This is a genomic window from Acinetobacter halotolerans, from assembly GCF_004208515.1.
GTDB classification, from domain to species: Bacteria; Pseudomonadota; Gammaproteobacteria; order Pseudomonadales; family Moraxellaceae; genus Acinetobacter; species Acinetobacter halotolerans.
On record NZ_SGIM01000002.1, the window covers coordinates 382,440 to 397,346 of the forward strand.

A 14,907-nucleotide genomic window follows, 5' to 3' on the forward strand; every position below is an offset into this window, starting at 1 on the left:
AACTTAAAGTGAATCATTTAAGCCGATCAATTGTTTTTCAATCGGGGTAAATACATGATCATGACGAGCGATCAAATATAAACCAATATTCCGATAGGGTTCAGGTGTTTCCATATAATATTGGATATTAAATTTTTTAATTAGAGATTTGGCAATCATCGAGACGCCCATACCCAATTGGCTAAAATGAACTAAAGCTTCATGGTCATAAATATGAGTTAACTCACCTTTGCTGAGTTGATAGTCTGCATAAATATTATTCAGTGTGGTGGCATAACAACATTCCTCTGAAGCAAGCAGAATATTCTGATGATTGAGACAATCCTCTAGATTATCGTGATTGATGACATTTTTACCAATGATCACCAGTTGATCATCGGCTTTCTGAATGTATTGAAGGCTTTTTTGTGTGGGGTGACCGAGTACATAAGCAATATCAAGATTTCCTCGTAAAATTTCATCTTCGATAAAACCCGTTGCACCTGTTTTCATGGTGATTGAAAGGTCAGGGTAAGCTGAATAGAGCTGACTAAAAGAGGGATAAAAACGCATGCCGCCTAAGCTGGTATTGGTGCCGAAACGTAAGTAGTTTTCTTGTTGATACAGTTTGTTTTCGGTTTCTTCCCAAGTAAAAATCATTTTTTTATATTGAGCATATAAATTCATTCCAGACTCAGTCAACTCCACACCTTTGGGCTTACGAATAAACAGCTGCCGTTTATAATGATTTTCAATTTTTTTAATTTTAGCGGTCATATTGGATTGTAAATAATTAAGCTTATTTGCCGCTGCCGTAATGCTTTTCAGTTCAGCAACGGTGACAAATGATCTGATATCGTTAATGTCAATATTCACGCTCTATCCTCAATATTACAATTCATTCATTAGAGCGCTTGCATAAATCCCTTGCGGAACTTCAATCGTTGCTCATTCTCCAGATGGAAGAAATACACAGAAGGGTTGAATGCTTATGAAAGAACTCTATTTCCAAAAAATGGACATAATCATTTTTCAAATTGGCATCATAAAAAATGATGAACACATTAAAACATAGCATTATTCGTGATGTCATTTATTATTTAAACTGGTCACACTTTCTATCTGTTGAGTAGAACTCGTGAATATTAGAGTCATCAGTGCAATCGCGTTACTGTGTCTGGTTTGGGGATCGTTGTGGGGACTGGTCAAACATAGCTTACTGGTTTTTCCACCCTTCTTATTTATTTCTACACGATTGATTTTAGCTGCATTGACGCTGATGGTGCTGCAACTAATTTTGAGGAAATCTATTCTGCCTCAACATGGTGAATGGAAGCCATTGATCATTTCAAGTTTGCTTATTTGTTTTGGTTTTTACGCGACACAGACTTTTGCGATGCAATTTGTTGATTCAGGTCTATCCGCCGTTTTGGTGTTTACCATGCCAATTTTCATTGGGGTTTTAGCGCATTATTTTTTAAATGAACGTTTAAATGCCCAGAAAGTATTGGGCTTGTTTTCTGGCAGTTTAGGGTTGATTGCGATACTTTGGCCACAACTCCATCATCTACACATGAATGTATCCTTGATGGGGCAAGTCGTTTTGGTGTTCTCTGGCTTTTTTTGGGCCATGGCAACGGTCTATATCAAAAAGAATTTTGCTACTTATGACAAAATAAAACTCACAATTTGGCAATTATTGATGGGGGGGAGTGCCATTTTAGTGGGGGCTTTAATCTTTGAACCGATTGATTTTAAAGTTTGGTTGAATCCTTTAAATGAGTCGATGCTGTTTTATATCGCTGTGATTGGGACAGGTATTGCCTTTGTGTTATGGAATTGGATTGTGAGTCAGGTCGATACTTTTATTGCTTCAATTTCAATTATGTGTGTTCCAATCTTAAGTTTGTTATTTGGCTATTTAGTTTGGCATGAACCATTAACAGTCAATATTTTAATTGGCGCGGCGTTTATTTGCTTAGGAATTTTTATCAGTGCTTTGAGAATGAAAGTACCTAGAAATCGTGTCATCTATTCAAGCAACCAAAACCGCTAGCTATTTTCTTTACCAAATCCCTTGTGTCTCTCCTTAGTAGGAGGAGCATAAGGGAGTTATAAAAATGATAAAAGAGGTCGAATCGTAAATCAGTCATGTGCACATGGCTGATTTTTATTTTTATCGATGCAATTGATCCGATAAGTACGGCATAAATTGTAAGTCATTATTATTTTGTGCTATTTAAATGAAAAACTTTGAAATACTAGCCTTTAATTGACACTTTCTACACTGAAAATATGAGAAATAGTCATCCCAAAGCACCCAAAAAGTATTAAAGTACTATGCAACAAGTTGCAAAGCCAAAAAATAGAGAAGGAATACCATGACTAGCTATGCAAATATCTTAAAACCATTACATTTAGGCTTTACCACGATTAAAAACCGTGTGGTAATGGGCTCTATGCACACAGGTTTAGAAGATCGTTTTTTTAACTATCCTAAACTTGCTGCTTATTTTGAAGAAAGAGCAAAGGGTGGTGTTGGTTTGATTATCACCGGGGGGATTTCTCCAAACCGCCAAGGTTGGTTGTTGCCTGCTGGTGGTACCATGAATAGCTTAGTCGATATTCCCCATCACCGTCTGGTCACGCATGCAGTACATAAGCATGGTGCTAAAATTTTAATGCAAATTTTGCATTCGGGTCGTTATGGCTATCAACCATTTGTGGTGTCTTCAAGCTCAGTGAAATCACCCATTTCACCATTTAAACCGCGTGAAATGAGTAATAAAAATATTTTAGATACGATTGATGACTATGCACGTTGTGCTCGTCTAGCCAAAAAAGCGGGCTATGATGGTGTTGAAATTATGGGTTCAGAAGGCTATTTGCTGAATCAGTTTCTCAGTCGTCATGTCAACCAGCGTACCGATCGTTGGGGAGGCGATATTGAAAATCGTATGCGTTTTGCGGTGGAAATTGTTAAATCAATTCGCGCAAAAGTTGGTGAAAAATTCATTATTGCTTTCCGTCTATCTTTGTTGGATTTAGTACATGATGGCAACACCATGGAAGAAGTTATTCTTGTTGCTAAAGCATTAGAGAAGGCTGGTGTTACTTTATTAAATACGGGTATTGGTTGGCATGAAGCACGTATTCCGACTATCGTGACTTCTGTTCCTCGTGCCGCATTTGTGGACTATACCGCATTTGTTAAACAGCACGTTTCTATCCCCGTGATTGCATCAAATCGTATCAATATGCCTGATGTTGCAGAGGATATTATTGCTTCTGGTAAGGCCGATATGGTGCAAATGGCGCGTCCATTCTTGGCTGATCCGTATTGGGTCAATAAAACCGCAACCAATCGTGTTGATGAAATTAATACCTGTATTGCATGTAACCAAGCGTGTTTAGATCATACCTTTAAAAATCAACGTGCGACTTGTTTAGTTAACCCCCAAGCAGCTTTTGAAACAGAATTGGTTTATGTCAAAACGCAAAAACCAAAACGTATTGCGGTTGTGGGTGGTGGTGTTGCGGGGATGTCAGCGGCTACTGTAGCAGCCAGTCGTGGGCATGCAGTAACTTTGTTTGAAGCAAATAACGATGTCGGCGGTCAGTTTAATTTGGCCAAAGTTGTTCCGGGTAAGGAAGAATTTCACGAAACCATTCGTTATTTTAAAGTACAGCTCAAACAAACAGGCGTTGATTTACGTTTGAATACTCAAGTCAGTCGTGAACAGCTTGAGGGTGAAGGTTTTGATGAAGTTATTGTAGCGACAGGTGTTGTTCCTCGTGCCTTGAAAATCCAAGGCAGTACCGCTCCACAAGTTCTATCGTATGCCGAAGTTTTAAGAGGCGCCAAAGTTGGTCATAAAGTTGCTGTGATTGGTGCTGGTGGAATTGGTTTTGATGTATCGGAGTTTTTATTAAAACCTGAACATCAACCTCAGCCACAACCGCTTGCAGATTGGCAGCGGGAATGGGGCGTTGATCCGAACCCGAATTATATTTCTGAAGGGGGCATGCAGCGTCCACAAGTTGAGATGCCTGTACGCCAAATCTTTTTATTACAACGTAAGACTACACCACTTGGTATTGGTTTAGGTAAAACTTCAGGTTGGGTACATCGCGCACAATTGAAAAAGCATGCCGTGCGTATGCTTCGTGGTGTGCAATATAAAGCGGTAACGGATGAAGGCTTATGGGTTGAGCACAATGGGCATGATCAGTTATTGCGTGTCGATACGATTGTGGTTTGTGCTGGGCAAGAGTCGGTAAAAGATTTAATGCCTAAAGACGGCGAAAATACTTTTGCTAACTATCATATTATTGGTGGTGCTAAGTTAGCTGCCGAACTTGATGCGAAGCGTGCGATTCGTGATGGTGCAGAGTTGGCTGCTCGACTTTAATAATTGATGAAACAATATGCATTTGAATACATTGCAGTTAAATATTCCTTGAATAAACTAAACAAGCTTTGTATTCTTACGCACATGGAAGCGTGGCAGAGCGGTTTAATGCACCGGTCTTGAAAACCGACGAGGGTGTGAGTCCTCCGTGAGTTCGAATCTCACCGCTTCCGCCAAATATCGAAATAAGCCCTTGTTTTTACAAGGGCTTATTTTTTACTTGTGCTTTTACCCCTCAACCTACCCCACATAAAATTCTGGATTGGAACAGTCAAAATAATAATAGTTGAGATGGCTTTAGATAATGGATAAATTGCGTTTAAGTTGAACTCTAACTGAGCAAACTGCCATTTAGGTCCTGAGTAGTTGATTCTTGATCCTGTTTTTTTGCTGTTAGTTAATAGTCATTTTGCTCCTTTTTATTTTGGTCACCCTTGAAAGCAGCAGGGTTGTATCAGGAGGGATTGGATCATGTGTGGGCTATTTTATAAAGGTGATAGCCGTTGGCTCAGGCTTCGAAATTGAAGTATCAGATGGATATTTGCTAGAAATACTCAAGTCTTGATTGTCATTAAGTTTTTATAATGAAGCCAAAATAGCGCTCCTATGATTATAATTAACCAAGGAATAAGAGCTATATTCATAGTTTTCCAGCCAATCATAGCCAGTAATGCCCTAGTACTGAATGGACAGATTAATCCCACCACAAAAACGGTCATATCACTAATATTTAGTGCCTTAGCACACATCACGTAAGCTTAAGGTGGATTAGGATTAATTAAATATCCTGCATTTCTTTTAATAGAGGAGGAATTTTTTCTATCAAAAAATCAAGAAAAACCTTTGATGCTGGTAAAGCACCGCTTCGGGATGGAAAGATTAAATGAAAATTTCCAGTAGGAAGTTCCCATTCCGGTAAAACGACTATAAGTTTCTTTTCTAATATTAGACTTTTACATTTTAACAAAGGCAGTAAAGCAATACCTTTTCCATCCGTAGCTAAACAATTAAGCAAGGTTAAACTTGCAGCTTTAACAAATGGTTTAATAGGTAAACTTAAGTTTTCGTTAAGAGTTTGATTGTTGAATAACCATGTCTGATTTTCGTTTTCTATATTACTTAAAAGCTTGTATTTGGTTAACTCGGTGGGATGAGTAGGTATGCCATGTTGCTTAAGATAGTGGGGACTAGCAACTAACACTGACTGTGTATAACCAAGATGTCTCATAACCAAATTCTGATCACTATCTAAATTCTGTCGAATACGTATACCTATATCAACTGACTCTTTAAGTATATCGACTCTCTTGTTAGTCACAATAAATTTGATTTCTACTTTAGGGTATCTATCCATAAATTCAGGCAGAATGAGAGGCATAATTCTTTCTGCAACATCTATTGGCAGACTGACAGTAATCGATCCAATGGGCTCGCCACGCAACTGATCAATTAAATCATAGACAGTTTGTGCCTCCAAAAGCATTGATTGCACATATTGATAAATCTGTTCTCCGATTGCAGTAAGCTTAATTTGTCTTGAGTCTCGTTGTAATAATTTTACATTTAAATTTTTCTCTAAATTTGAAAGTCTGCGGCTTAATTTGGATTTAGATATACCTGTTTTTTGTTCTACTTTGCTTAGACCACCATGTTCAACAATCAGGGCAAAAATATATAAGTCATTCAAATCTTTCATAGATGTTTTTTAATCTTAATGAACTAATAATTTATTTTACTTCGAACTATATTATTTTTGGTTGCATTATTTGCAACATATGTTCCCAATTATAGATCTTAAGTTGCAAATCTAAAACGAATAAACTCATTTCACGACTTAAAAACCGATATAGGTATGAAATGAAATTATTACATTTAGATTCAAGTGCACTCGGTGAATACTCTGCCACCAGAGAGATTGGTCATGCAATTGTTCAAGAGTTAAAAAAACATGGTCCTTTAGACGTGACGTATCGAGATTTGCATACAGATCCAATTCCACATTTTGTCAAACATTTAGATAGCTTGAGTGCTGAAGCTCAGGTTGATGAACGTATTCTTCAACAATTTGAAGAAACAGATGTTTTTGTACTAGGTGCACCGATGTATAACTTGAGTATCCCTACCACATTGAAAGCATGGATTGACCGAATTTTAATTGCAGGTCGGACTTTCAGATATACAGAAAATGGACCACAAGGTTTAGTTTCAGGTAAGAAAGTTATTATTGTAAGTGCTCGCGGTAGTGCTTATGGTGACCAATTCCCAATGGATCATCAAGAATCCTATCTAAAAGATATTTTTAATTTCTTAGGTGTCCAAGATGTATTTATAGTCCGTGCAGAAGGAATGGCTTTTCCAACTCGTTCTCAATCAATTAGCCAAACAATTAATAGTATTCCAGAAATGTTTGCTATTCCTGCTCAAAACTGAGGGAGAATGATCATGACTAAAATTAATAATGCAATTGAAAAAGTTATTCAACATCCAAAGATATTTCCATTTGCATCACTTCTAATGCGGGTAATGATATCTGTAATTTTTATCTTATCTGGATTAGGAAAGATATTTCAATACTCGAGTAATGCCGGGTATATGGAGTCTATGGGAGTTTCATCCGCATTATTACCATTAGCTATTATGGTGGAATTTGGAGGAGGCCTCCTTGTATTGATTGGTTTCCAAACCCGACTTGCCGCATTCCTATTGTTTGGTTTCTCGTTAGTAGCAGCAGTGTTATTCCACAGTGGTTCTGATATGAATAGCCAAATTATGTTTATGAAAAACATTTCAATGGCGGGAGGTCTTTTGGCACTTGTTATCTTTGGAGCAGGTAGCTTTAGTGTAGATGAAAAACTTAAATAATTTCAAAAGGTAGAAATGCAGTTTTGTATTTTTACCTTTATTTTTTCTATTTAAATTTTGGTAACCATTTATGAAATTATTTTTTTATCCTCATGCTTGTTCAATGGCGATTCATATTGCTTTAAAAGAAACTGGGCAAATATTTGATACAGAGTTTGTAGGATTATCAACAAAAATCACTGGATCTGGACTAGATTATTTAAAGATTAACCCTAAAGGGGCAGTTCCTGCACTTGGGCTTGACAATGGTAAAGTTCTCACTGAAGTTACAACGATACTGACTTATTTAGCTGACTTGGTTCCAGAGAAAAATCTAATTCCCAAAGTTGGTTCTTTTGAACGTTATGAAATGATGAGTCTTTTATCATTTATTAGTATGGATATTCATAAGAACTTTTCTGCTTTTTTCTACAATGAAAAGATTGATTCTTGGATTGAGGTATCTAAACAAAAACTTGCAAGAAGTTTTGATTTTCTTGAAAGTAAGCTTCACTCAAATCAGTATTTAAATAGTGGTGAAATCTCAATCGCAGATCTTTATTTCTTTGTAATGTTGCATTGGTGTGACTATTTTTCTATAGACTTAGAGAAATGGCCAAAAATTCTTATTTTAAAATATAATTTGGAAAAAAGAAGTTCAATTCAAGAAGTTTTAAAATTTGATTCAAGTTTTTTGTGATATATCTTTTTTGTTATAAGAAGAACATATGCATGTTCCTCTTATAATTTTATAGAGAATCAACCACTTTACTAACTGTCCTATTTTGTTGAAGTAGATAATGCAGAAGGTTGTTTGAGCTTTTTTATCTGAGCAAATACCGCTCGCATCATTGATTAGGAGTTAAACATCATGAATGCGTTTACAGGTGAAACTTTTCAGATGCATCAAGTCATCAGCCTTAAAGAAGTCATGCGAATTACTCAGCTAGGTCGTGCGACGATCTATAACATGTTGGATCCTAAAGCAGCAACGTATGATTCTACTTTTCCCAAACAGATAAAGCTCTCCAACAATCGAGTAGGCTGGATCGCCAGCGAACTACATGCTTGGATTGAATCCAAAATGGCAAAACGATAACGATAAAGAGAGTTTTTACTCTCTTTTTTTTTGTGGTTTTTGAGTGAATAAATGTTTTGCACTAGATAATTGTTGGTTTTCATAAATGATATTAATTGAAGGGAAAAGGCTCAATCTTGAGCCATTTCCCTTGAGGCTTAACGAAAAGATTTATTTGAAATCTTGGTACATATAAGAAACCACTTTATTTCCATCAGTTGCGCAATCTGTTTCGGCTCGAATTACAACAGGTTTTTTGGTTTGAGCTGCAACAAGCAATAATGCATACCAGCTTTTGGCAGTAGGGTGAGTGATAGGGAAGGTGTAGTACTCATTAGAGCCACCAGTTTTTTTTGCACAATTGTCTTCACCAACAAATCTAACATTATAGGAGTAGCCAGTTATATATATTCTTTCAATAACACCGATGGTAGTTTGTCCAGAGTTGGTCGCAGCATAGCTCGTAGCGGAGCCACCAATAAAACTCCAAAGCAGAAAAATAAATAGAACAATTTTTTTATGTATTTGAATATTCATAATTCAACAGTTATTAGCCTTGTTTTGATTATATTAATACTGAATAATTTATTTGTACATATTGGAATTAGAGTTAAACAAATTTTACAGTACCTGAAAGATATGATAAAGGCAGCCATAGTAATTAAAAATTTAACTATTTCAATGACTAAGGTGTAATCATTGGAGCACTTATTTATAAGCATTGCTCATTCTAATATAGGATATTTCACAGTTTGTTGAGCCTTCAACAATCCGTAATTGAACCTTGGTTTTTGTTAAATATGCAGATAGAAGCATTGAATAGAGTTCTTTGTATCTAGGTTGCCCAGAACTTACTACGAAATATGTATTGCCGTACAGTTTACAATTTACAATACTCTGATCTAATGGAGTATTTATAAGGATTCTTCCAGAATCTTGGATAACAAGGTTTTCAATTCTAGATATACAACCCCAAGCTGCACACTGATCGGCTGCGATTGCTTGATTGGTAAAACACATGAATAGCATAAGAAAATAGATTTTTTTTAACATTTTAGTTCCTTGTAAAAGTTCAAAGGATTGTTTTATTTAATGATAGGAAATTTCTTTAATAATATAAACAATTATTTTATAAAATTTATTTTGTTGATTTATTTTTGATTTTTTACTTAATTGCTGAGTTTTTAATGTTTTATCTAGTTGTGTCGATTCTGGTGCAGTATGGTTTTGTAATTATAGTAGAGGGGAATTTAGGTTAATTGCTTGTAAAGAAATTATTTTCATATCCAGTTGTTGAAAATTAATATTTTCTCAATATAATAAAATCAACAATAATACTGGAATGCTTGGGTTATGGTTTTTATAAGAAAATTTAAAAAAATAGTTTTGATCTTCTTTATGTTGATTTCCGCATCATCAGCAAATGCGATAACTAATTGCGGACCATATAAGGTTTTAGGTATTCAATCTCAAGCGAATGGAGTAAATCTTATTCGTTTGCAGCTTTCTACAGGTGTTATAACTTGGAAAAGGTTAGGAAGTTGGAGCGTACCAATTACTAAATCTCATATGGCTATAGCAATGCAAGCATATGCAATGGGAGATACGATTGTATTAAGATATCAACAAGATAATTATGATTGTGAAAGTATAGATTATAGTACTAATCTTGATATGATTCGAATCGGAAAATAAAAAATAGCAGGTATCTGATATTTATTAAAATTATGTTTTAGTTTTTTATAAAATTAATCAATTAAGAAAAAGTATCACCTAGGAAGTAGTATATGAAAATATTATTGGGCTTTATTTTAAGTATTTTGTGTCCGATACTTTATGCGGGCCCAATAGATTGGTCTGTTGCCATGACTTCTTTTCCATCAGATCAAAGTGTTGGAGATGCCGGTCATGAGAAAACACCAAATGGCTATGTGGACTTATTGACAGGAAACGTTGTTTTTGATGTGCCTGAAGTAACGCTAAAAGGTGATCGTGGATTAAATTTTACACTTTCTCGTTCTTATGGAAAAGTAAATAATGGTTTTCGCTCGATGGGGAATTGGGAGTTTGATGTTCCAAGATTAGTGATGAATACAGGCCCCTCAACTGTCCTTCAAGGAGATCAGAATGGTAAGGGCATTTGTGAGGCTAATGGCGATGCAACCAATAATACATCAGGACGTCCTAGGTTTTCAGCTACTTTATTAAATACGCCATTTAAGGATAGAATAGAAAAAACATATGTAAATCAGGTGAATGTAAACTTAGCTAATCAAACTTTGACATCAATTATTAATATCCTCCAATATTTTGCATCACTAACTAGCGATCCAAATGCACAGTATAATAACCAACAAGCACAAGCTGCTTATACCACATTACAAAACCAGTTATTTGATGCATTTAAAACAAATGTAAATGCGATTTCTATTAGTTACAATGATGCTAGGACAAAAAAAGCACAGTATAAGCAAAGTCTGACAAACACCCTAGACACAGGGCAAACGGAAATTTATGTCAATGGATATCGTTTAACAAGAAGTAATATCAGTACTGTTTTAGATGATTTGACAGTCACATCTAATTTAACTGTTACAACTAATAACGGTTTACTAACTGGAGTAATAAGACAAGTAGTTATTGGTTATTTATATTACTCAAATATTGAGCAGATTAAGTCTCCTTTTCTTTTAGATGGCATGTATTCAACAAGCTCATTAAGAACATCAAGTGATGTCGATTCAAGACAAAGAGTGATTAGCTTGTATTTACCTGGTCAAAAAAATATAATTTTTTATCCAACGAATGGAAAAGCTACAGGTTATCCAAGTTCAGCAAAATATGTTTCTCAAGATAATTGGTTTATTAGCTGTGCTGAGTCAGGCAGTGACTTTGTTGTACGCTCAAATTCTGGAATAACATATTATTTTCCAAACACAAATAGAGAAAATCAAACTGGATTTACTTCATTTTTTTCAAGTCAATATATCCCAGGAAAAGTAACGATTTATGCATCTAAGATAGAAAACCAATATAAAGAAGGTTATCTGCTAAATTATTTCAATAAACAAGCTGGAATGCTGCTGTATAGTGGTTTCAAGAATACAAATAAAATCTTTATAAAGTCCGTACAACACACATTAGATGGGCAAATAGTAAATAAAAACTCTCCAGAAATTGTACTTGAGTACGTTAAAAGTTTGGGAGGCACTGAAACTATAGATGAAAGTAAGTTTGATAGTCTCAAAGGAGATATCTTACTAAAAAAAGTGAAAAGGTTCTTGAACGGAAGTTATAAAGAATGGGTTTCATATACGTATTCAGCTGGGTTGAAAGCTGGTTCAAGCTATAAGCTGACTGATGCTATCTTAGCAAATGATACTATAGGGGCATTTCAGGATAGAAATGCTGCCAAACTATATTTGGATAAAGCCAACTATATCACTGGTGATGTAATAACTTATACGTATGGTGGACCATATCGTGTAGTTGGAAATGCAAGTCCATCTGAAAGCGGTGGTGTAACGACTCAAGAGTTTTTATGGTTCTATAGTGACTTAACAGCTATTAAATACTATAAGTATTCAAGTAGTAATCTCATCAATAGTTTATCTGTAAATTGGGATTATGAGCTTGTCAACATGGCGCGGCCAGGTTTTATTGAACAAAAAGCATTTAGAGTAAAAAACTCAACATATTCTGTGGTTAATGCAAACTCATACCAAATTACATATGGTTATAACAGAGATGATTCACTTCATGAGCAGTCTACAACGGTCACTACTAAAGATGTAAGCACAGGATTCTCTAAAGCATATACATATATAATGCATGCATTTTCAGGGGGGAATGCAGAGAACTTTTTACATGGATTGCTTAAAAAAATAAAAATCGGTGACCGTGAAGAGAATTATGTTTGGACGACTTTGTCTCTCATTGGACAAAAAACTAAAACGACAGACAATAATTATACAGATTATGAAGATGTCCGATTAGTACGTTTAGCTCAAAAAAATATTAATCATTTTGGTGAATATAAAACTGTTTTTAGTAATTTTGACTCTTATGGTCAAGCACAAACAGTCCAAAAAATAGGCTTAAACGGAGCCACAATTACTCAGTTCCCAAGCTCCACGGTTACGTTTTATAACTCAGATTATGCGAACAGTAGTGTTAATTCAGGTAATCTTCCTTGGATTGTTGGTTTACCAAAACAAAGGAAATCGGGTAGTTTTACATTGCAAACAACTGAATATGATTCGCAAGGTGCGATCAGAAGTGACGTACAGGCTGGTCGTACGACGAAATATAAGTATGAAACTGTTTCATTTGCAACATGTTTGGGCAATTTAGCCGATTTCCAATGGTCCAAATTTGTGAGTTGTATCTCTAACTATGTTCTCGGTGATTTACATGTTGGTCTTCCAATAGAAGTTGATGTTGGGAATGGTAAACAGATAACACAATTTGCAGCCTATAAAAAAGGAATACCTACCCGTACTAAACTTGCAAATGGTGGTACTGAGACAAGCATTGTTGATGATTTTGGGAACATTACTCAGCATACTGATGCTGATAATATTACAACTAGAAAACAATTTGATGACGCAGGACGGTTACGAGTTGATACACCTATTGTTGGTTTAGGGACAACAACTATTAATTATGATGGTTTAACTATTACGAAAACCTTAAGTGGAGGTAGTCCATTAAAGACTATAGAAAAATATAACGGTGATGGCTTGTTGATTTCTAGTGAAGCACAGGCATCCAATAAAACCATTATTCGTACTAATAAATATGATGCTTTTGGAAATCAAACATTTGCCTCAAATCCAAGTGCTGGGGGATCCAGTGTAGGTGTGACCAGCAATTACGATCTATTTAGTCGTCCAATTAGTGTTAATGATAATGGCAGTATCGTCACATATTGCTACCAATCTTGTGGCGGAAAACAGGGTGCGATCACAAAAACAACAGATGCTTATGGATCAACAGAAGCGAGCTTTTTAGCTGGTGGAGATTTTAATGCTGATCTAAAAACAGCAGTTGTACGAAAGGGAACAGATGGATCTATATTTCAAACATCTACCGTGTATGATTTAGCACTTCTAAAACCAAAAACAGCTGTTTCTGGTAAGTCTACTCAGAGCTATACTTATAACTCTAATGCAACATTAGCCACAGAAAAAGATAATGGCATTACGGGGCAAAAGAGTTTTGGATATGATGTTACAGGAAGAATTATTACTGTGACTCATCCTGATAGTTCTGTAGAAACAATTGTGTATTCACCTATTAATGATGCAATTTCAACACGAAATTGGAGAGGGATAACGACGAATTATACATATTCTCTAGCTGGGCGTTTAAAGACATCTACAAACGGGAATACCAATCAAATATTCGATTTGGATAATTATGGTCGTATTAAGAAACATACACAAACGATTACGACAAATGATAATAATCGTTCTTATGCAATAAGCTATGGCTATAATGCTTTAAACCAAATTACGTCTATTCAATATCCAAACGGTAAGTCAGTCAGTCTATCCAATCAGAATGCTTTTGGTGAAATTGCAGCCATTCCTAATGTTATCCAATCGCTTGGCTATAATGCATTACATCAATTGACTACGGTACAGGCTAATCAAGATGTAAATTGGTCTTATACATATCTTGAAAATGGTTTACCAAAAAATGTCTCTGCAGCAGGTCTAAATAATAACTGTCTTCTGAATATTGATTATGGTTACGATAGCCTTAATAGAATTGATCGTCTGACTGACAAATGCACTTCAATCTATAACGTTACCGTAGGGCGTTATGGAACTGGTCTTATGAGTACAGTTGAACTTGATCAAGCACGTTATCAATATAACTATGATAATGATGATATTACTAAAGTGAATATTATCTCTAAAGGGCAAGTGGTTTCACCTGCAATTTATACATATAACTATTTAAACAATACATCAAAATTGGGTAGTGTTAGTGGATCAGCCTATCGATTTAGCTATGACAATATGGGGAATGTGATTAATGATGGTATTCGTGCACTGACTTACGATGCTTATGATCGCGTAACAACAAATGGCAATGAAAGTTATTTTTATAACACTGACGGGCTCCGTGTTCGTGCAGTGAGAAGTGATGGAACAACAGATTATATTTATGATCTTAATGGTAATTTACTCTATGACATAAACTATACATCTAACTATAGCCGTGCTTATGTTTATATTACAGACAAGTTAGTGGCTACCTTGGAACGTTATCCTGACACAAATAAAGGTTTTGATTTCGTTAATGACTTTGAAGCAGCTGAATTAGGTGTTACTAAATTATCAGACAGTTATTTAGATAGTGATGGTGATGGTTTACCAGATTACATCGAGCGATTTATTGGTTCAGATCCGTTTAACCCTGATACTGATGGTGATGGTCATAAAGATGGTTATGAATATCGTCTACTTGGTGCAAAAGGGGTTTTAAATCCATCAATTAAGCCAAGTGAACCTGATCCTAAAGAAGATGTTGCAACATGGTTACCACCTATTCTTGATTTGATCTTGTCTGATGACTAAGGGGAAT

Annotated in this window: 12 protein-coding genes, 1 tRNA gene and 1 pseudogene; 9 read left to right on the plus strand and 5 right to left on the minus strand. The window is 35.5% G+C overall.

Translation table 11 applies throughout. From position 1 onward, the window contains the following. Positions 1-3: 3 nt before the first annotated feature. Positions 4-855 (minus strand): LysR family transcriptional regulator, encoded by an 852-nt coding sequence (locus EXE30_RS03980; RefSeq protein WP_130161284.1) that lies wholly within the window; start codon positions 853-855, stop codon positions 4-6. Between the two features lie 262 nt (positions 856-1,117). Between EXE30_RS03980 and EXE30_RS03985 the strand changes: the two genes are divergently transcribed. From EXE30_RS03985 to EXE30_RS03995, 3 genes are all read left to right on the plus strand, one after another. Further along, positions 1,118-2,035, plus strand: a complete 918-nt coding sequence (locus EXE30_RS03985; protein WP_130161285.1) for a DMT family transporter — start codon at positions 1,118-1,120, stop codon at positions 2,033-2,035. Between the two features lie 325 nt (positions 2,036-2,360). Beyond that, positions 2,361-4,391, plus strand: a complete 2,031-nt coding sequence (locus tag EXE30_RS03990) for an NADPH-dependent 2,4-dienoyl-CoA reductase (RefSeq protein ID WP_130161286.1) — start codon at positions 2,361-2,363, stop codon at positions 4,389-4,391. A gap of 86 nt (positions 4,392-4,477) precedes the next feature. Continuing rightward, positions 4,478-4,567: transfer RNA gene (locus tag EXE30_RS03995), tRNA-Ser, on the plus strand. A 378-nt stretch (positions 4,568-4,945) separates the two neighbouring features. On the opposite strand, the pseudogene EXE30_RS16050 reads toward EXE30_RS03995, so the two are convergent. Then, a pseudogene (locus EXE30_RS16050) lies at positions 4,946-5,134 on the minus strand (hypothetical protein); the annotation flags it as partial. A gap of 35 nt (positions 5,135-5,169) precedes the next feature. After that, positions 5,170-6,087 carry a LysR substrate-binding domain-containing protein gene (locus EXE30_RS04005; RefSeq protein WP_130161287.1) on the minus strand — a complete coding sequence of 306 codons (918 nt, stop codon included), beginning with the start codon at positions 6,085-6,087 and terminating at the stop codon, positions 5,170-5,172. Between the two features lie 161 nt (positions 6,088-6,248). Between EXE30_RS04005 and EXE30_RS04010 the strand changes: the two genes are divergently transcribed. The 4 genes from EXE30_RS04010 (at position 6,249) to EXE30_RS04025 (ending at position 8,331) form a co-directional block, all read left to right on the plus strand. Then, positions 6,249-6,821: an FMN-dependent NADH-azoreductase gene (locus tag EXE30_RS04010; RefSeq protein WP_130161288.1), complete on the plus strand. Its 573-nt coding sequence runs from the start codon at positions 6,249-6,251 to the stop codon at positions 6,819-6,821. A 12-nt stretch (positions 6,822-6,833) separates the two neighbouring features. Continuing rightward, positions 6,834-7,253 carry a DoxX family protein gene (locus EXE30_RS04015; protein ID WP_130161289.1) on the plus strand — a complete coding sequence of 140 codons (420 nt, stop codon included), beginning with the start codon at positions 6,834-6,836 and terminating at the stop codon, positions 7,251-7,253. 70 nt (positions 7,254-7,323) lie between these two features. Next, positions 7,324-7,932, plus strand: coding sequence for a glutathione S-transferase N-terminal domain-containing protein (locus tag EXE30_RS04020; RefSeq protein WP_130161290.1), 609 nt, complete (start codon positions 7,324-7,326; stop codon positions 7,930-7,932). Positions 7,933-8,103: 171 nt separating this feature from the next. Further along, positions 8,104-8,331, plus strand: a complete 228-nt coding sequence (locus tag EXE30_RS04025; RefSeq protein ID WP_130161291.1) for a helix-turn-helix transcriptional regulator — start codon at positions 8,104-8,106, stop codon at positions 8,329-8,331. Positions 8,332-8,481: 150 nt separating this feature from the next. On the opposite strand, the gene EXE30_RS04030 is transcribed toward EXE30_RS04025, so the two are convergent. Both EXE30_RS04030 and EXE30_RS04035 read right to left on the minus strand, forming a co-directional pair. Further along, on the minus strand, positions 8,482-8,847 hold the full coding sequence (locus tag EXE30_RS04030) for a hypothetical protein (protein WP_228256101.1): 366 nt from the start codon (positions 8,845-8,847) through the stop codon (positions 8,482-8,484). Positions 8,848-9,018: 171 nt separating this feature from the next. Next, positions 9,019-9,363, minus strand: a complete 345-nt coding sequence (locus EXE30_RS04035; RefSeq protein WP_130161292.1) for a hypothetical protein — start codon at positions 9,361-9,363, stop codon at positions 9,019-9,021. Between the two features lie 345 nt (positions 9,364-9,708). On the opposite strand from EXE30_RS04035, the gene EXE30_RS04040 reads away from it, so the two are divergent. Then, complete coding sequence (locus EXE30_RS04040; protein WP_130161293.1) at positions 9,709-10,005, plus strand: hypothetical protein; 297 nt, start codon at positions 9,709-9,711, stop codon at positions 10,003-10,005. 92 nt (positions 10,006-10,097) lie between these two features. After that, on the plus strand, positions 10,098-14,900 hold the full coding sequence (locus EXE30_RS04045) for an RHS repeat protein (protein WP_130161294.1): 4,803 nt from the start codon (positions 10,098-10,100) through the stop codon (positions 14,898-14,900). Positions 14,901-14,907 lie beyond the last annotated feature (7 nt).